Source organism: Massilia forsythiae (assembly GCF_012849555.1).
GTDB classification, from domain to species: Bacteria; Pseudomonadota; Gammaproteobacteria; order Burkholderiales; family Burkholderiaceae_D; genus Telluria; species Telluria forsythiae.
This window is the reverse complement of sequence record NZ_CP051685.1, coordinates 6,139,703-6,156,232: the sequence shown is the minus strand read 5'-3', so window position 1 is coordinate 6,156,232 and position 16,530 is coordinate 6,139,703. Positions and strand designations below refer to the sequence as shown.

General features: G+C 66.8%; 17 protein-coding genes. 9 read left to right on the top strand and 8 right to left on the bottom strand.

What is annotated here, in order from left to right; genetic code table 11:
• Window positions 1-37 precede the first annotated feature (37 nt).
• On the bottom strand, window positions 38-1,072 hold the full coding sequence (locus tag HH212_RS25915; RefSeq protein WP_170205078.1) for an OmpA family protein: 1,035 nt from the start codon (window positions 1,070-1,072) through the stop codon (window positions 38-40).
• A gap of 601 nt (window positions 1,073-1,673) precedes the next feature.
• Here HH212_RS25915 and HH212_RS25910 point away from each other — a divergent pair.
• The 5 genes from HH212_RS25910 to phbB all read left to right on the top strand — a co-directional run bounded on the left by HH212_RS25910 (window position 1,674) and on the right by phbB (window position 5,741).
• Window positions 1,674-2,279 (top strand): winged helix-turn-helix domain-containing protein, encoded by a 606-nt coding sequence (locus HH212_RS25910; protein WP_170205077.1) that lies wholly within the window; start codon window positions 1,674-1,676, stop codon window positions 2,277-2,279.
• Window positions 2,280-2,444: 165 nt separating this feature from the next.
• Entirely contained in the window at window positions 2,445-3,215 is a 771-nt protein-coding gene (locus tag HH212_RS25905) for a glutathione peroxidase (RefSeq protein ID WP_170205076.1), read from the top strand.
• A 34-nt stretch (window positions 3,216-3,249) separates the two neighbouring features.
• A complete protein-coding gene (locus HH212_RS25900) occupies window positions 3,250-4,119 on the top strand; it encodes a M90 family metallopeptidase (RefSeq protein ID WP_170205075.1) in 870 nt (289 codons plus the stop codon).
• A gap of 121 nt (window positions 4,120-4,240) precedes the next feature.
• Entirely contained in the window at window positions 4,241-4,795 is a 555-nt protein-coding gene (locus HH212_RS25895; RefSeq protein WP_170205074.1) for a glycine zipper domain-containing protein, read from the top strand.
• A 199-nt stretch (window positions 4,796-4,994) separates the two neighbouring features.
• Complete coding sequence (gene phbB / locus HH212_RS25890) at window positions 4,995-5,741, top strand: acetoacetyl-CoA reductase (protein ID WP_170205073.1); 747 nt, start codon at window positions 4,995-4,997, stop codon at window positions 5,739-5,741.
• Window positions 5,742-5,759: 18 nt separating this feature from the next.
• Here the strand turns inward: phbB and HH212_RS25885 are convergent, their stop codons facing one another.
• The 7 genes from HH212_RS25885 to HH212_RS25855 form a co-directional block, all read right to left on the bottom strand.
• Window positions 5,760-6,362, bottom strand: a complete 603-nt coding sequence (locus HH212_RS25885; protein ID WP_229217478.1) for a hypothetical protein — start codon at window positions 6,360-6,362, stop codon at window positions 5,760-5,762.
• Between the two features lie 17 nt (window positions 6,363-6,379).
• Window positions 6,380-7,258, bottom strand: coding sequence for a hypothetical protein (locus tag HH212_RS25880; protein WP_170205072.1), 879 nt, complete (start codon window positions 7,256-7,258; stop codon window positions 6,380-6,382).
• Between the two features lie 176 nt (window positions 7,259-7,434).
• Window positions 7,435-8,235, bottom strand: a complete 801-nt coding sequence (gene otnI, locus HH212_RS25875) for a 2-oxo-tetronate isomerase (RefSeq protein WP_170205071.1) — start codon at window positions 8,233-8,235, stop codon at window positions 7,435-7,437.
• Between the two features lie 96 nt (window positions 8,236-8,331).
• Entirely contained in the window at window positions 8,332-9,690 is a 1,359-nt protein-coding gene (locus HH212_RS25870) for an MFS transporter (RefSeq protein ID WP_170205070.1), read from the bottom strand.
• A gap of 85 nt (window positions 9,691-9,775) precedes the next feature.
• Window positions 9,776-10,210 carry a MarR family winged helix-turn-helix transcriptional regulator gene (locus HH212_RS25865; protein WP_170205069.1) on the bottom strand — a complete coding sequence of 145 codons (435 nt, stop codon included), beginning with the start codon at window positions 10,208-10,210 and terminating at the stop codon, window positions 9,776-9,778.
• 276 nt (window positions 10,211-10,486) lie between these two features.
• Window positions 10,487-11,929: a DEAD/DEAH box helicase gene (locus HH212_RS25860; RefSeq protein WP_170205068.1), complete on the bottom strand. Its 1,443-nt coding sequence runs from the start codon at window positions 11,927-11,929 to the stop codon at window positions 10,487-10,489.
• Window positions 11,930-12,342: 413 nt separating this feature from the next.
• Window positions 12,343-13,122: an inositol monophosphatase family protein gene (locus tag HH212_RS25855; protein ID WP_170205067.1), complete on the bottom strand. Its 780-nt coding sequence runs from the start codon at window positions 13,120-13,122 to the stop codon at window positions 12,343-12,345.
• 173 nt (window positions 13,123-13,295) lie between these two features.
• Here HH212_RS25855 and HH212_RS25850 point away from each other — a divergent pair, with 173 nt between their 5' ends.
• The 4 genes from HH212_RS25850 to HH212_RS25835 all read left to right on the top strand — a co-directional run bounded on the left by HH212_RS25850 (window position 13,296) and on the right by HH212_RS25835 (window position 16,524).
• Window positions 13,296-14,054, top strand: coding sequence for an RNA methyltransferase (locus HH212_RS25850; RefSeq protein ID WP_170205066.1), 759 nt, complete (start codon window positions 13,296-13,298; stop codon window positions 14,052-14,054).
• Window positions 14,055-14,194: 140 nt separating this feature from the next.
• On the top strand, window positions 14,195-15,190 hold the full coding sequence (locus tag HH212_RS25845; protein WP_170205065.1) for an alpha/beta fold hydrolase: 996 nt from the start codon (window positions 14,195-14,197) through the stop codon (window positions 15,188-15,190).
• Window positions 15,191-15,274: 84 nt separating this feature from the next.
• Window positions 15,275-15,985 (top strand): TetR/AcrR family transcriptional regulator, encoded by a 711-nt coding sequence (locus HH212_RS25840; RefSeq protein WP_170205064.1) that lies wholly within the window; start codon window positions 15,275-15,277, stop codon window positions 15,983-15,985.
• Window positions 15,982-16,524, top strand: coding sequence for an LOG family protein (locus HH212_RS25835; protein ID WP_170205063.1), 543 nt, complete (start codon window positions 15,982-15,984; stop codon window positions 16,522-16,524). The genes HH212_RS25840 and HH212_RS25835 overlap by 4 nt, the downstream gene beginning before the upstream one ends.
• Window positions 16,525-16,530 lie beyond the last annotated feature (6 nt).

The following is a 16,530-nucleotide window of genomic DNA, read 5'->3' as shown; positions in this document are numbered from 1 at the left end:
ACTGCCGCGAGGGGCAGTTCCTGCCTACCTGCCGCGATTACTGCACGCGGCGTTCGATGGTGATCTGCTCGACTTCGACGCGACGGTTCGGTGCCAGGCAAGCGATCAGGTCCGAGCGCTTCTTCTGGTTGCAATCGGTGGCGACCGGGTTGGACTTGCCCTTGCCGTAGGCTTTCAGGCGGCTGGCGTCGATGCCATGGCTGACCAGGTAGTCACGCACGGCGTTGGCGCGGCGCTCCGACAGCTTCTGGTTGTACTTGTCCGAACCGAGGCGGTCGGTGTAGCCGTTGATGTCGACGTCGGTGATCGAAGCGTCGGCCTGCAGGGCGGCGGCGATCTCGTCCAGCTTAGGCTGCGGCTGGTTCAGGGTCGCGCTGTCGAAGGCGAACAGTTCGGTGGCCGACATGCTGACCTTCTCGAAACGTGCCGGCGGCGGCGGCGGAGCGACCGGTGCCGGTGCCGGTTCCGGCGCCGGTGCCTGTGCCATCGGTTCCGGCATCGGGGTCATGGCCGGGGCCGGCTGCGGCGGCGGGTTGAAGGCGTAGATGGCGCTGACCGAAGCGTACTTCGTCAGGGCTTTCGAGAAGCCGTACTGGTCGTCGTCGCGCAGGTTGCTCTTCACGGCGCGCACGTCGGCTTGCAGCGACCAGCGGTCGTTCAGGCCAACCTGGAAACCGACGCCGGCAGTAGCGTACGGCGACCAGCCGGACACTTTGCGGATCGGGTTGCTGACGTGATCACGTTCGCCGCCGACACCCAGCAGCAGGAACGGACGGAAGTTCTGGCGCGACAGCATCAGCAGGGCGTCGACACCGACCAGGGTCTGGCGGTAGTCGTACGGACCGTCGCTGGCACGAGCGTGGGTAGCGCCGATCTGGATATCCCACAGCGGATGCACTGGCTTACCAAATTTCAACCCGCCGCCCCAGTCTTTGTCGTCGACGCCGAAATCCGCATCGGTCTTGATACCGACAACGGTCGGCGCAATGTACCACGACGGATTGACGACCTCTTGAGCCAGCGTAGCGCCAGCCGAGCAGAGGAGGGCGGCAGCCAGGGCGATCTTCTTCATATTATTCACAGGTAACTCCCATAAGTTGTAAAGGTACTGGACATCGCATGCCTTGCAGTGATGTTGATGTCAAGCTTACAAGTCGTCTACACAATTGGTCCGTGCGCTAGCGCACCTAAAGTCGGCTTGTGTGGAAATTTTACAACGAAATCGATGGTAGTTTAACCAGATGGTTGTTTCTGAGTGTTACTTGATGCACGCAATTGTCTGATTTTGACCCGAGTTTGTAGCGAAATTGTTGGATTGATATTTGAAATTTTGCTTTATGGAATCGGTAAAGGCTGAAAGTTTTCTCAGGATCGTCTCTACATTAGGTTCAATTGATACGTATCAAAATGAATTTTCAAAGTTTTCGAAAAAACGTCTCAGTCAACCCATGGCGCATCAAAAACGACATAAGTGATCTCTAAAAGCATGCATTGCGCATTTTTCTATGATTTTTAGAAATTTTTAGAAATGTTGGATGGCGCACAGACCGTGAATGATGACACAGGCAATCTTGTGACCAGTTAAGTGGAACCGTCGTGTTGTCAGAAGGTCATAGGACAGACGGCGCTCCAGGCCTCACCAGAATACTGTCCATTTTTACGGAGTAACCAATATGCATGCAGCGACTCACCACAATGCGGTGCAAGGCGACCTCAACGCAGTGCACACTTCCAGCAATTCCGCACTGATCGAACGTGTCCCGCCGCAGCCGACCGAACGCGCTCCCATTTCCCTGGCGCCGATCGAACGTGTGCGCTCGACCTCGGCCACCCAGCGCCGTATCGAAAACATGCAGAAGCTGATTGGCGAGCTGCAGACCCACGAAATGCTGGCCGACGAAATCGCCTGGTTCCTCAAATTCTCGCCGTCGGGCGCCCGTAAGTACATCCGCGACCTGCGCGAAGCCGGCGTGATCGAACTGGCGCGCTATATCGAAGGCACCGCCACCTACCTCGGCAAGGCCGTGTACCGCATCTCGCCGGACCCGGACCGCGTCAAGGCATTCTTGGGCGCCATCTGCCAGCCGAAGCGTGAAGGCGCCGCGCCGCGCAAGGAACGCCCGGGCCTGCGCGAGCAGAGCATGGCCGGCACCGGCCGCCACTTCCATATCCTGGCCGACGACACCCACTATGCGATCCGCGTGAACCGCAGCCCGGTCGCCCGCGATCCGCTGGTTGCCGCCCTGTTCGGCCCGGCCCCCGGCCAGCCTGCCAAGTAATCCGTTATACGGCCGCACTGTGGCCGGTACGCGACGCCACCCGCCATCACCGGGTGGCGTTGTCTTTTCGGGCGCCGTATCTTCATAATGGCGTTGAAAAACTATCAATGGCGCCGATATGTGGCCCGTGCGGCGCACGGGCCGCTTGTCCATGGAGGGAAAACGATGTTGCCGAACGCAGAATCATTGATAGGAAAACCTGTTCCTCAAGTCACATTCAAGGCGCGTCCAGATAACCAGTGGCGCGACATCACCAGCGACGAGCTGTTCAAGGGCAAGAAGGTGGTGGTGTTCGCTTTGCCCGGCGCCTATACGCCGACCTGCTCCACCTCGCACCTGCCGCGTTATAACGAACTGGCGCCGCTGCTGCGCCGCAACGGCGTGGACGACATCATCTGCATTTCGGTCAACGACGCCTTCGTCATGAACGAGTGGAAGGGCGGCCAGGAGGCGGAAAACATCACCATGATCCCGGACGGTAACGGCGATTTCACGGCCGGCATGGGCTTGTTGGTCGACAAGCGCGCGCTCGGTTTCGGCCAGCGCTCCTGGCGCTACTCGATGCTGGTCAAGGATGGCATCATCGACCGGATATTCATCGAACCGGACAAGGAAGGCGATCCGTTCGAAGTGTCCGATGCCGATACCATGCTGCGCCATATCAATCCGCAAGCCACGCCGCCGGAACCGGTGGTGGTGTTCTCGAAGCCCGGCTGCCCGCATTGCGCGCGTGCCAAGGCCGTGCTCAAGGCGAGGGGCATCGTCTTCACCGATATATCGCAGGACCACAAGATTACCGCCAGCGTCCTGCGCGCCGTGTCGGGACAGATGACCTGGCCGCAAGTTTTTGTTGGCGGCACGCTGATCGGCAATGCGGATGCGGTCGAAGCGCACTTCGCAGCACCGGACGCGCCTGCCGCCAAGGCAGAGGCGTGAGTCCGACAGCACGGTCGACTGCCGGGAGTGCCGCATGGAAGCGCTGATCTGTACTTGCCTTGCCATGGTGCTGTTGCTGGCCTGGCTGGCGCCGCGCTGGCGTCTGCGGCGTGCGCTGGCGCAGCCCCTGAGCGCAGCGCAACTGGCGATCGTCGAACGCAATATCGCGCAATACCGCGGCATGCCGGCCGCACGCCGCGAGGAATTGCAGCGCCTGGTCAAGCAGTTCCTGCACCAGAAGACCTTCGTCGGGTGTGGCGGCCTGGAAGTTACCGAGGACATGCGCGTGATCATCGCGGCCCAGGCCTGCCTGTTGCTGCTGGGGCGTCCGAGCAAGGTGTATCCTGGCCTGTATTCGGTCCTGGTGTATCCGGGCGCCTTCCTGGTGCCGCGCAACCAGGTCGACGCCGCCGGCGTGGTCACCGAAACGCGCCAGGACCTGCTGGGCGAATCGTGGGGCGACGGCCGCGTCATCCTGTCCTGGGAACACGTACGGCGCGCCGGCAACGAGCTCGGCGGCGGCCACAACGTGGTGCTGCACGAGTTCGCCCACCAGCTCGACAGCGAATCCGGCAGCACCAATGGCGCGCCTTTCCTGGGCGACCCGGAACGCTATCGCACCTGGTCGGCCACCCTGGGACGCGATTTCGCGCTGCTGCGGCGCGAAGCCTGGTGGGGCTACCAGGGTGTGCTGGATCCCTACGGCGCCACCGATCCGGCCGAGTTCTTCGCAGTCGCCACCGAAACCTTCTTCGAGCAACCGCACGCGCTGGCGCAGCGCCACGGTGATCTGTATTCGGAATTCCTGGCCTATTTCCGGGTCGATCCGCGCGACTGGATGGCGCCGCCGCTGGCGGATGCGGAACCGGCGGCGCCGCATGCGGTCTATGGACAATGGCAATAGCGGTGCCGACGGGCATGGACTGCGTGCGTTCGCGTACAGAGCTGCCGAGTTCCCTGGCGCATGCTGTATGTACCCGCCGCGCAGCATCGTCGCGGCACCACCTTCGTAGCGGAGGAAGTCCATGTCCATCATCATCGCAGGCCATTTCCAGCTCCAGGACGAGGTCGACCGGGCGCGCCGGGAACTGGTCGCCGCCGGTTTTCCGAACGAACGCATCAGCGCCTTTTATCTGAGCCAGCCGGGCCAGCACGACATGACGCCGATCGGCGGCGACCACCTGCATTCGCCGGGCGCCAAGGAGTCGCCGGAAGGCGTGGTGCAGGGCGCCAGCGCCGGCGCCGCCGTGGGCGCGGTGGCCGGCGCCGCCACCGCGCCGCTGACCGGGCCGATCGGGGCGGTGGTCGGGGGCCTGGTCGGCGCCCATGTCGGTTCCCTGTTCAGCTTTTCGAAGATGAAGGACCCCGGCGAGAAGGAAGAGGGCGGGCGCGCGCCGGTCGAGAACCGGCCGGCCGGCATGCTGATCGCGGTGGCGTTCGACGATCAGGCCATCCAGCAGCAGGCGGTCGACCTCCTGCGGCGGCTCGGCGCCCACCACATCGAGCGCGCCCAGGGCAACATCGTCGACGGCGACTGGGCCGATTTCGACCCTTCCACAGTGCCCGACATCATCCACTGATCCCGCGGTCGCGGCGCAGCGACGCGCCGGACATCGTCTATACCATCTACGGAGGCGCGCTCTTGCGGCGTCTCCGCAAAACTGCTTGGCGAGCTCATCTACATTTGAGCTTGATCAAGGTCGACCTCGTTTGCCGTCCTAGACTCGATGGCTCATGCGGCGCATCGGCGCCGCTACAACCACGACAGGACAATCGACCATGCGAGACGACAAAGTGGCTTTGGTGACCGGAGGAATGGGCGGCCTGGGGACGGCGATCTGCCGCCGCCTGCACCGGCAGGGTTTTCGGGTGGCGGCCACCTATTCGCCCGGCAATCCCACACCCGAGGCCTGGCTGGCGGCCCAGCGCGACGAAGGTTACCGCTTCGCTGCCTACAAGGTCGATGTCGCCGATTACGTGGATTGCGAATGGATGATGCAGAAGCTGCAGGCCGAGATGGGCGGACTCGACGTGCTGGTCAACAATGCCGGCATCACGCGCGACCGCAGCTTGCGCAAGATGGAACAGGCGGACTGGCATGCCGTGCTGCGCGCCGATCTCGACAGTGTATTCAACATGAGCAAGCAGGCGATCGAGCCGATGATGGCCCAGCGCTGGGGCCGCATCGTGAATATTTCGTCGGTCAATGGCCAGCAGGGCGCCTTTGGCCAGGTCAATTATGCGGCGGCCAAGGCCGGCATGCATGGTTTTACCAAGGCGCTGGCGCTGGAAATGGCGCGCCACGGGATCACGGTCAACACGGTGTCGCCCGGCTACCTGCGCACCAGGATGGTGGAAGCGGCGCCGCCCGAGGTCTTGAACGGCAAGATCCTGCCGCAAATTCCGCTCGGCCGGCTGGGCGAGCCGGACGAGGTGGCCGGCCTGGTGGCGTACCTGGTGTCGGACGAGGCCGGCTTCGTCACCGGCGCCAATCTCGCCATCAACGGCGGCCAGCACATGGCCTGACCGGCGCCGGCGGCACGCTCAGGCGGCCGGTGCAGTCGGCGCGGCGTGCGCGCTGACCACATCGAGCTGGGCCTTGAGGCGCTCGAGCGCCACCAGGATCGGCGCCACCTGGCCGGTGGCGGCGGCCGCGGCCAGCCCGAGCAGGCGCGCCACCAGGGTGATGCCGTCGCCGATGCGGGTGATCTGCGTGATCCTGGCGGCCGCGTCCGCGGTCAGCTGCACCAGCTTTTGCTGCGGCTGGCCGAGCGCAGACACGATGCAGGCCGCCGCATCGGCATACAGGCGGTTGGCGCGCTGGCGCAGCTCGATCTCGGCATCGAGCAGGGCGCGCGCCGCCGCCTGCTCCGATTCCGGCACCTCGCCGCCGGCGTGGCGCCGGATGTCCTGCATCACGCGCGCGTGGATGCTGTCGGCGCAGGCGGACAGGCGGTCGGCCAGTTCCTCGACCTGTTTCGCCGTCGACAAGGCGTCGGCGGGGGATGCCGGCGCCGGTGTCGGCAATGCGCCGCCCGAGGCCGGCGTGGCTTCCCCAGGCGCCGGCGTGGACGAAGGCTGCTGCACGCCGTCCGTCGTTGCAGCCGCGCCGCCGTCTTCCCGCGCGTCGTTCGATGTGCTTGCCATGGTGTTCTCCTTGAGCTTCAATCGGACAGTGCGTCACGGAGGTTGCGCAGGTCGCGGCCATAACCGAGCAGCAGCTTGCGCACCTCGTCGCCGGACAGGTTGTTCAGGTTCTCGCGCATCTTCTGGTGGCCAAGCGCCACCTTGGCCAGGCCCTGCAGCGCCAGGTCGTAGCGCTTGTCGACCAGCTTGTATTCGGTCGACTTGCTCAGGTAGTGCACCTTGGCCAGGGTCACCAGCATGCGGTCCTGGTTCCTGGTCGAAAACGGGATCTCGACGTCGAAGATGCCGAGCACCGTCTTCTTTTCATTCTCGTTGGTCTTGGCGTACAGCCGGGTGAGCGCGCTCATCGCCTCCAGCAGCACTTGCACGTCGGCATCCCCGTCGCGCACCATGGTCGCCACGCTGCAGTTCTGGTAACCGGAGGCGATCACCCGCGTCAGCAGGCGCGTCAGGCCGGTGTAGGCGGCGATGTGGCGCTGTTGCAAGCCGGATTCGGTATTCGCCTTGAGGCCGTTGCCGAGGTCGTCGATGCGGTCGGACAGGTCGTAGCGGCCGTCGCCGGCCAGCACGCTCAGCGTCTGCATGTACAGCACCACGCTTTTCTGGATACTGACGAAGTCGTCGTACACGGCGCGCCGGCGCGCATCGTTTTCCCTGGCGATGCGGTCGGCGGCCGGCGACAGGTAGGGCTGCTCGCGCTCGTAGGTGTCGCGGTAGCGGCGCGACAGTTCGCCGTAGCCGCCCAGGCGCGCCGAGGCGTCGGCGAACTGGCGCACTTCGGCAAAGCTGATGGGTCCGGCGTTGGGGGACGTGGCGCAGCCGCCGAGCAGGGCGGCGGCCAGGGACAGCAGGGCAAGCAGGAAGGGCAGGCGGGCAGACAGGCGGCGGAAGTCCATGGGTCCTTTCTGGACGGCAAAAGGCCGTGCCGGAACAGCCCATTCTTTCAGCTCATGGATATCGAGTTATTGCCTGGGGTCAATTATCGAAAATGTTGCGGGGCGCGACGTGGATTTGCGGGCGTGGATGCGACGCCCATGGGTATCCGCACAACAATCCAAACCGTCGCCTTGTGTCAGGCCGCGCTGGCCGCCGTGTGCGCCGCGATGGCATCGCGCCAGCCCAGGCTGTCCAGCGTGGCACCGCGCGGGTTGTATTCGCAGCCGATCCAGCCGTCGTAGCCGAGTTCGTCGAGCGTGCGGAACAGGTAGGGAAAATTGATTTCACCCGTGCCCGGTTCATGCCGGCCGGGCACGTCGGCCAGCTGGATATGCTTGATCAACGGCAGCAATTCGCGCAGGTTGTGGGCCAGGTCGCCCTCCATGCGCTGCATGTGATAGATGTCGTATTGCAGGAACAGGTTATCGACCGCGGCGTCGGCGATCACTTGCGCCGCCTGCGCGCTGCGCGTCAGGAAATAGCCGGGCACGTCGCGGTCGTTGATCGGTTCGACCAGCACGCGGATGCCGTGCGGCGCCAGCGCCGCGCAGGCAAAGCGCAGGTTGTCGACGAAGGTGGCGTGGGCGCGTTCGGGCGCGACCGCGGGATGCTGCTTGCCGGACAGGCAGTGCAATTGCTTGACGCCCAGTTCGAGCGCATATTCGAGAGCGATCTCGACACTGTCCTGGAACTCGCCGATGCGGCGCGGATCGCAGGCGAAGCCGCGCTCGCCGGCGGTCCAGTCGCCGGACGGAAAATTGAACAGCACCAGTTCCTGTCCGTAGCGCTGCAGGCGTCCGGTGATCTGCTCCGCTTCGAACGCGTACGGGAACAGGAACTCGACCGCGTCGAAGTCGGCCGATCGCGCCGCGGCGAAGCGGTCGAGGAAACCGAGCTCGTTGAACAGCAGGCTCAGGTTGGCGGCGAATTTCGGCATGCGGGTGACTTTCGTTTGGTTGACAGCCCGACATGCTAAACGATTCCGGCGCGGGATGCGCTGGCACACGCCTGTGGTGCGCCGGCACCTGTCGCGTCATGGCGCCGGCGTTCCGTCCGCAGGCATACCGGCGGCGGGCATACCGGCGGCGGGCGTGCCGGATGCGGACGCGTCAGACAGCGAACGCATCGGCGTCAGCAGCCAGGCCAGCAGCGCGGCGCCGGCCAGGAACAGTCCGGCGCCGGCGAACAATGCGTCCAGCGTCACCCGCGTCGCCAGCCAGCCGGCCACTGCCGCGCCCAGCGGGGTCAGGCCCATGATCACGAACATGAAGATGCCCATCACGCGGCCCAGCATGGCGCGCGGCGCGCGCTGCTGCAGCCAGGTGAACACGGCCACGGTGGCGAAGCCGCCCAGCATGCCGATCGCCAGCAGGACGGCGGCCCCTTGCCAGAGCGTGGCCGCCATGCCCAGCAGCGGCAGCAGCAGCCCGGTGGCGCCGTCGAGCAGCAGCAGCGTCGTGCCGAGCTTGCCGATGCGGCGCTTGCCGGCCGCGCCGCTGACGGCCATGCCGGCCAGGGTGCCGGCCCCGTGGGCGCCGGCCAGCAGCGCCAGCGCCGAGGCGCCGTGCAGGCGGTTGCTGGCCAGCAGCGGCAGGGCCACCTGCATCACGCTGCCGACCACGCACGCGCACAGCCCCCAGTACAGGAAAGCGGTGCGCAGCAGCAGGTCGCGCCATACCGCCGCCACGCCGGCGCCGACCGCGCGCAGCAGCGGCTCGGCCGGCGCCGTCCCGCCGCCGGCAGCGGACGGTGTTTCCTCGCCGGCAGCGAGCGGCAACGGCCGGACCCTGGACAGCGTCCACGCCGATAGCACGAAGCTGAAGCAATCGATGCCGAAGGCCAGCCCCAGCCCGCGCGCATCCTCCACGCCCGCTTTGCCGTCGCCGGCCAGCACGAACAGCAGTCCCGCCAGCAGCGGTCCGAGCAGCATGGTCACCTGGCGTATCGCCATCATCATGCCGTTGGCGGCCTGCAGGTGCTGCGGCGCCACCGCGTGCGGCAGCATCGAGGTCCCGGCCGGGATACTGAACGCCGAGGCCAGGCTCAGGCCCAGCGCCAGCAGCGTTACCAGCGGCAGCGTGGCGCGCCCGGCCAGCACCAGCGCCGCCAGCAGGCCCAGCAGCAGGGCATTGGCGTGCTTGGTCAGCATCAGCACGCGCTTGGGGGAATAACGGTCGACCAGGGCGCCGCCGAACAGGATCAGCAATGCGCGCGGAATGCCCATCAGGGTGATCACCAGGCCCAGCGCCAGCGGGTCGCCGGTCAGCTTCAGCACCAGCCAGGGCAGGGCGATCAGGGTGAACTGGTCGCCCAGCGCGGAAATGACGCCGCCGCTCATCAGCCAGGCGAAGTTGGGGTCGCGCAGCAGGGCGGCACGCGCTGTGGACGACATGAGTTGCTCCTTGTAGTTATTACCGTGTAGTGGAGACTGCCTTGTTGCCTTGTTGCCTTGTTGCCTTGTTGCGGTCCGTGCCTGCCTACTGGACGCCGCCCAGTTGCGCCAGCAGCGTCGAAGTCGTTTCCAGCTGCGGCCGACCGGGACCGCCGAGGGCATTGCGGCTGACGTTGTCGACCACCACGGTGGCATTGGTCGCCATCTCGTCGCCGGCCGGGGTGATCGAGGCGTAGCCGACGCGGGCGTCGCGCGGATCGCTCTGGCGCGTGACCAGGCCGATCTTTTCCAGCGGCAGCAGCGAGCGCGTCACACCGGACGCGGTCAGGCCGAGCTTGTCGGCCAGGTCGACGCGGCGCAGGCGCTGGCCCGGCGCGCGCTGCAGGTGCAGCAGCAGCTGGTAGTCGGCGAAGCTGATACCGTGGTGGCTGCCGAGGGCGCTGTCCAGGCGGCGCGACAGCGTGGCCCAGGCGCGCGACAGGCGCAGGCAGAATTCGGTGGTGAGGGTATCGGTGGCCATGACCGCTCCAGTTGGTTGATGGATGCTTGGTTACCCGAGTATAGGATGCTGCCGGTTCCTTGTAAAGTACTTGAGTACGCAATTATATTCTTGTGGCAAGGCGCATGAAAAAGGCCGGGACCAGGTCCGGCGCCGCAGCGCCGGCATGGTCCCGGCCCTATGCCGTGACGAAATCCTCGTGGCGCCGCCGGACGCAGCGCTGCCGGCAGGCGTCGGCCGGCGCGGCGGTCGACATACTGCCGCGCCGGCCGGCGGACGCCCGCCGGCGCCCGTGAATCAGCGTTCGCCGCTGCCCGAGCGCGCCGACGACGTACGCGGGCCGCGTTGTTGCGGACGGCCGCCGTTGCCGCCGCCATTGGCGCCGCCATTGCCGCGCGCGCCCGGTTGGCCGCCGCGTCCGCCGCCGGCTGCGACGCCGGGGCTGCGCGGCTTGGCGCCGCCGTGGTTGGCATGGCCGCCGCCGTTGCCCGGCGCGCGGTTGCCGCCGCCCGAGCGGCCGCCGCCGCCGCGGTTGCCGTGGCCCGGCGCGCCGCTGCGCAGCTGGATCGGCTGCGCCTTGGCGGTCGGGTCCGGCTCGAAGCCCGGGATCACCTCGCGCGGCAGGGTCTGCTTGATCAGCTTCTCGATGTCTTTCAGCATCTGGTGCTCGTCGACGCACACCAGCGACACCGCTTCGCCGGTGGCGCCGGCGCGGCCGGTACGGCCGATGCGGTGCACGTAGTCTTCCGGCACGTTCGGCAGGTCGTAGTTGACCACGTGCGGCAGCTGGTCGATGTCGATGCCGCGCGCGGCGATGTCGGTCGCCACCAGCACCTGCAAGCTGCCGTCCTTGAACTCGGCCAGCGCCTTGGTGCGCGCCGACTGGCTCTTGTTGCCGTGGATCGCCATCGCCGAGATGCCGTCGCGGCCCAGCTGCTCGACCAGTTTGTTCGCGCCGTGCTTGGTGCGGGTGAACACCAGTACCTGGTGCCAGTCGTTGGTCTTGATCAGGTGCGACAGCATCGGATGCTTCTTGTCGCGGTCGACCGGGTGGATGGTCTGGGTGATGACTTCCACGGTCGAGTTGCGGCGCGCCACCTCGATCAGGGCCGGGTTGTCCAGCAGGCGGTCGGCCAGGGCCTTGATCTCGTCCGAGAAGGTGGCCGAGAACAGCAGGTTCTGGCGCTTCGGCGGCAGCACCGCCAGCACCTTCTTGATGTCGTGGATGAAGCCCATGTCGAGCATGCGGTCGGCTTCGTCCAGCACCAGGATCTCGACCTTGTCGAGCTTGACGGTGCCCTGGCCGACGTGGTCGAGCAGGCGGCCCGGGGTGGCCACCAGGATGTCGATGCCGTTGGCCAGCAGCTTGATCTGCGGATGGATGCCGACGCCGCCGAAGATCACGGCCGAGTTCAGGTTGGTGTACTTGGCGTAGGTGCGGATGTTTTCCTCGACCTGGGCCGCCAGTTCGCGGGTCGGAGCCAGCACCAGCGCGCGGATCGGGCGTTTCGAGGTCTTGTTGGTCAAGGCCGCACCCTGCTTGTCGGTGGACAGGCGGTGCAGCATCGGCAGGGTGAAGCCGGCGGTCTTGCCGGTGCCGGTCTGGGCGCCGGCCAGCAGGTCGCCGCCGCCGAGCACGGCCGGGATGGCCTGGGCCTGGATCGGGGTCGGGGCGGTGTAGCCCGCTTCAGTAACGGCGCGCACGATGGCGTCGGTCAGACCGAGAGTAGTAAATGACATAGTTTTCCGGTGGGGGATCGGCGCGTCGCCCGCATGGGCGCCAGTCCAGCCGATCGGATTACACAACACAGGGCCACCGGTACTGGAGCCGGTGCGCCCAGACGCAGCCATCGCACGAACGCGGGGCTGCGCGGATCAGATTCAAAAGTTTCGCTAGGGAAATTATAGCGCAGCCGGCGCCGATTGCGGCGAGACCGGTGGAAGCGGGAGGCGCGGCGCTGGGATGGGGCGCCGCAAGCGACACTGCAGGCCGGCGCTTGCCGGCCCTGGAACATTCGGCGACCGAGTCTGCGAACGGTGGAACCGCCGGCCTCGTGGGCAGGCGGTCCGTTGCGCGTCGATCTGGAACGATCCGAACTTACACGCCGTCTATTCTACGCGAAAGCCGCAACGTGCGTACTCGGGCTGCATGCTCAGGCGAAGGGTTGCAGCAGGTTGACCATGCCGGCGAAGACCTTGGGGCCGGCGGCGACCACGTTGCCGCTGTCCAGGTAGCCGGCTTCGCCGTCGAACTGGCCGACGATGCCGCCGGCTTCGGTCACCAGCAGCGCGCCGGCGGCGATGTCCCAGGTCTTGAGACCCTTCTCGAAGAAGCCGTCGACGCGGCCGGCGGCCACGTTGGCCAGTTCCAGCGCCGCCGAGCCGCTCGAACGCACGCCCTGGCAGCGCGCCGCCACGACTTCGTACATGCGCAGGTATTCGGCCAGCGCGCGCGGATCGGGGCCATGGCCGGCGCCGATCAGGGCCTTGTTGATGCGGTCCGGATTGCGCACGCGGATGCGCTTTTCGTTCAGGTAGGCGCCGGCGCCCTTCGTGGCGGTGAACAAATCGTTGCGCACCGGGTCGTAGATGACGGCCTGGGTGGTCACGCCGCGCTGGCGCAGCGCGATCGAGATGCAGTAGTTGGGGTAGCCGTGCAGGAAGTTGGTGGTGCCGTCGATCGGATCGATGATCCAGACGTACTCGCTCTCGTCGTTCAGGTTGCTCGATGCGCCCGATTCCTCGGCCAGGATGGCGTGGTCCGGATAGGCCTTGAGCAGGGTTTCCACGATCGCCTGTTCGGACGCTTGGTCGACGTCGGTGACGAAGTCGTTGTGGCCCTTTTCGCTGACGGTGATGCGGTCGAGGTCGAAGGAGGCGCGCTGGATGGCGTGCGCGGCGCGGCGGGCGGCCTTGATGGCCGTATTGAGCATGGGGTGCATAGGGCTTCCGGAAAAAATGCCGGCATCCACCGCGCGAAGGCGCAGCGAACGACGTGGCGAGCAATGAGAATGACAAAGAGCAAAGCGGTGCCGAAACCGTTAGAATCGCAAGCCTTCCGGCCCACAACCCAACGCTTCGTCACCGCGCGATAGCGCTATTTTAAATGAACCCGACCGAAACCGACACATCTCTTTTCCAACGCCTGCGCTTCGTGCTGGTCGAGACCAGCCGTGCCGGCAACGTCGGCGCCGTGGCGCGCGCCATGAAGACCATGGGATTCCACGACCTGGTGCTGGTGACGCCGCGCTGCGCCGATCCGTTGAACGATGCCGAGGCGGTCGCCTTCGCCAGCGGCGCCACCGACGTGCTGGCCGGCGCGCGCATCGTGGACAGCATCGGCGCGGCGCTGGAAGGCTGCAACTTTTCCGCCGCGGTGTCGGCGCGCCTGCGCGAATTCTCGCCGCCGGTATGGGCGCCGCGCGCCTTTTCTGCGCACGTCGCCGGGCAGGAAACGCTGCGCCCGGCCCTGATCCTCGGCAACGAGCGCGTCGGCCTGCCGAACGGCATCGTCGAGGGCTGCAACGTCCTGATCAACATTCCCGCCAACCCGGATTATTCGTCGCTGAACCTGTCGCAGGCGGCCCAGGTGCTGGCCTACGAATGCCGCCTGGCGGCCGAGGGCGAGCACCGCACCCAGCACGGTGTCGGCTTCCACGGCGAAGCCGCCAGCCTGGCGCAGATCGACGGCATGTACGCGCACCTGGAGCAGGCGCTGGTCGACATCGGCTTCCTGAACGCCGACAACCCGAAAAAGCTGATGCCGCGCCTGAAGCGCCTGTTTTCCCGCACCGGCCTGGAAACCGAGGAGGTCAACATCCTGCGCGGCATCGCCCGCCAGATGCAGCGCCAACGCCACGATTGACTTCGCACAAACCGGGGTCAGAGCCCGGTTTTTGGCAATAGGCGGTCCACAACACCAATTCGGGGTCAGAGCACAATCCCGGCGCTATGATTGTGCTCTGACCCCGAATTTCACAGGAGTGGCCGTATGGATGCCTTGCGATGAGTGTGCGCCTGCTGACCCGCATCTTGCTGCTGCTCCAGGCCGCCGCGGCGCTGGGCATCGCGTATGGCCTCCTGCGCTGGGGCGGGGCGGGGCCGTGGCAGGCGCTGCTGGCCGGGGCGGGCGCCGTGCTGATGGCGCGCCTGCTGGTCAACCTGAACAATTTCATCCTGTCCGCGTGGTTCGCCAGCGCCACGCCGGAGGCGTTCCGGCTCGGCGCGGCGGCGCGCTTGCGCCTGCTGGCCGGGGAATTTCATGCCAGCATGCTGACCACGTCCTGGCGCATGCCGCGCGGCCTGCCGCGCACCGCGCTGTACCCGGACAGCAGGGCCGTGCCCGTGCTGCTGTTGCACGGCTACGGCGGCAACAGCGGTTACTGGTCGCGCCTGCTGCCGCTGCTGGACGCGGCGCGCATCAGCCACGCCAGCATCGACCTGGAGCCGCTCGACGGCGACATCGACGGCTACGCGGCGCGCGTGGAGCAGGCCGTGGCTGCGCTGTGCGCCGCCACCGGTGCGCCGCAGGTCGCGATCGTCGCCCACAGCATGGGCGGCCTGGTGGCGCGCGCCTGGATGCGCGCCCACGGCGCCGCCAGGCTGGCGCGCCTGGTCACGCTCGGCACGCCGCACCACGGCAGCGCGCTGGCGCGATTCGGCCCGGGGCGCAACGCGGCGCAAATGCGTTGGAACGGCCGGCGCGAGCGCCGCCGCGCGGAAGGCGCGCACGAAGCCGACGCCAGTGCCTGGCTGCGCGCGCTGGCCGCATCCGAAACGCCCGCGACGCGCGCCCGCATCACCTCGATCTGGACCCACCATGACAACATGGTGGCGCCGCAGGCATCGAGCGTACTGGCGGGCGCGCGCAACATCGAATTCGGCGGCGTCGGCCACGTGGCGCTGGGCAGCGATGCGCGCGTGCTGGCCGAGGTGCTGCGCGAACTGGCGGCGTCGTCCACGCCGTGCGCGACGGCGTCGCGGCGCGGATCGCCCGCCTGAGCCGTGCCGCGGCGGGCCGCCCGCTGTGGCCGCCCGCTGCCGTCGATGTTATCCTTGAGGATGAATCCAATCGAGCCGTCTTCCATGCAACAGAAAGCCCCACGCCGAACCCGCGAACGCATCCTCGAGCTGTCGCTGCGGCTGTTCAACGAGTTCGGCGAGCCGAACATCACGACCACCGTGATCGCCGAGGAGATGAACATCTCGCCGGGCAACCTGTACTACCATTTCCGCAACAAGGACGACATCGTCAACTCGATCTTCGTCGGCTTCGAAGCCGAGATCGAGCGCATCCTGACGGTGCCGGCCGGGCGCCGCTCGAACATGCAGGACGTCTGGTTCTACCTGCACCACATGTTCGAGCTGATCTGGCGCTACCGCTTCTTCTACCGCGACCTGAACGACCTGCTGTCACGCAACCGCACGCTGGAGCTGCGCTTCAAGGCGATCCTGGCGCACAAGATCAAGGTGGCGCGCCAGCTGTGCGAAGACCTGCGCAGCGAAGGCTCGCTCGAGGCCGGCGACGCCCAGATCGGCGCCATGGCCACCAACATGGTGGTGGTGGCGACCTACTGGCTGTCCTACGAATACGTGCGCAACCCGCGCAAGTACAGCGAGCAGCAGGCCATCGCCGACGCCCTGGCGCGCGGCTGCTACCAGGTGCTGTCGATGGTCGGGCCCTACCTGCGCGGCGAGACCCACGCCCTGTTCCAGCGGCTGTCCGAGGATTACCTGAGCAAGCTGCCCCAGGAAGCGCCGGACGCGCCGCCCTCCGAACCGAAAGACTCCCCATGAAATCCATCGCCGTCTACTGCGGCGCCGCGACCGGCGCCGATCCCCGCCATGCCGACGCCGCGCGCGCCCTGGCGCGCGCCCTGGTCGACCACAACATCTCCCTGGTCTACGGCGGCGGCAAGGTCGGCCTGATGGGCGTGATCGCCGACGAGGTGCTGCGCCTGGGCGGCGAGGCCACCGGCGTCATCCCGCGCGCGCTGGTCGAGCGCGAAGTCGGCCACACCGGCCTGACGCGGCTGTTCGTGGTCAAGGACATGCACGAGCGCAAGGCCATGATGTCGGACCTGGCCGACGGCTTCATCGCCATGCCGGGCGGCATGGGCACGCTGGAAGAGTTGTTCGAGATGGTCACCTGGGCCCAGCTCGGCATCCACGCCAAGCCGATCGGCCTGTACAACGTGAACGGCTTCTGGGACCGCCTGGTGGCGCTGGTCGAGCACATGGTGCAGGAAGGCTTCGTGCGCCCGGCCCACGCCGCGCTGCTGCTGCGCGATGCCGATCCGGACGCGCTGATCCGCAGCCTGCGCGGCGCGCCCTAGGCGCCG

Excerpts from the sequence above, each read along its gene's own strand:
- HH212_RS25915 (WP_170205078.1), bottom strand. The coding sequence starts at position 1,072 with ATGAAGAAGATCGCCCTGGCTGCCGCCCTCCTCTGCTCGGCTGGCGCT.
- HH212_RS25885 (WP_229217478.1), bottom strand. The coding sequence starts at position 6,362 with ATGGCAAGCACATCGAACGACGCGCGGGAAGACGGCGGCGCGGCTGCA.
- HH212_RS25905 (WP_170205076.1), top strand. The coding sequence starts at position 2,445 with ATGTTGCCGAACGCAGAATCATTGATAGGAAAACCTGTTCCTCAAGTC.
- HH212_RS25835 (WP_170205063.1), top strand. The coding sequence starts at position 15,982 with ATGAAATCCATCGCCGTCTACTGCGGCGCCGCGACCGGCGCCGATCCC.
- phbB (WP_170205073.1), top strand. The coding sequence starts at position 4,995 with ATGCGAGACGACAAAGTGGCTTTGGTGACCGGAGGAATGGGCGGCCTG.
- HH212_RS25860 (WP_170205068.1), bottom strand. The coding sequence starts at position 11,929 with ATGTCATTTACTACTCTCGGTCTGACCGACGCCATCGTGCGCGCCGTT.
- HH212_RS25840 (WP_170205064.1), top strand. The coding sequence starts at position 15,275 with ATGCAACAGAAAGCCCCACGCCGAACCCGCGAACGCATCCTCGAGCTG.
- otnI (WP_170205071.1), bottom strand. The coding sequence starts at position 8,235 with ATGCCGAAATTCGCCGCCAACCTGAGCCTGCTGTTCAACGAGCTCGGT.
- HH212_RS25845 (WP_170205065.1), top strand. The coding sequence starts at position 14,195 with ATGAGTGTGCGCCTGCTGACCCGCATCTTGCTGCTGCTCCAGGCCGCC.
- HH212_RS25910 (WP_170205077.1), top strand. The coding sequence starts at position 1,674 with ATGCATGCAGCGACTCACCACAATGCGGTGCAAGGCGACCTCAACGCA.
- HH212_RS25855 (WP_170205067.1), bottom strand. The coding sequence starts at position 13,122 with ATGCTCAATACGGCCATCAAGGCCGCCCGCCGCGCCGCGCACGCCATC.
- HH212_RS25880 (WP_170205072.1), bottom strand. The coding sequence starts at position 7,258 with ATGGACTTCCGCCGCCTGTCTGCCCGCCTGCCCTTCCTGCTTGCCCTG.
- HH212_RS25900 (WP_170205075.1), top strand. The coding sequence starts at position 3,250 with ATGGAAGCGCTGATCTGTACTTGCCTTGCCATGGTGCTGTTGCTGGCC.
- HH212_RS25865 (WP_170205069.1), bottom strand. The coding sequence starts at position 10,210 with ATGGCCACCGATACCCTCACCACCGAATTCTGCCTGCGCCTGTCGCGC.
- HH212_RS25870 (WP_170205070.1), bottom strand. The coding sequence starts at position 9,690 with ATGTCGTCCACAGCGCGTGCCGCCCTGCTGCGCGACCCCAACTTCGCC.
- HH212_RS25850 (WP_170205066.1), top strand. The coding sequence starts at position 13,296 with ATGAACCCGACCGAAACCGACACATCTCTTTTCCAACGCCTGCGCTTC.
- HH212_RS25895 (WP_170205074.1), top strand. The coding sequence starts at position 4,241 with ATGTCCATCATCATCGCAGGCCATTTCCAGCTCCAGGACGAGGTCGAC.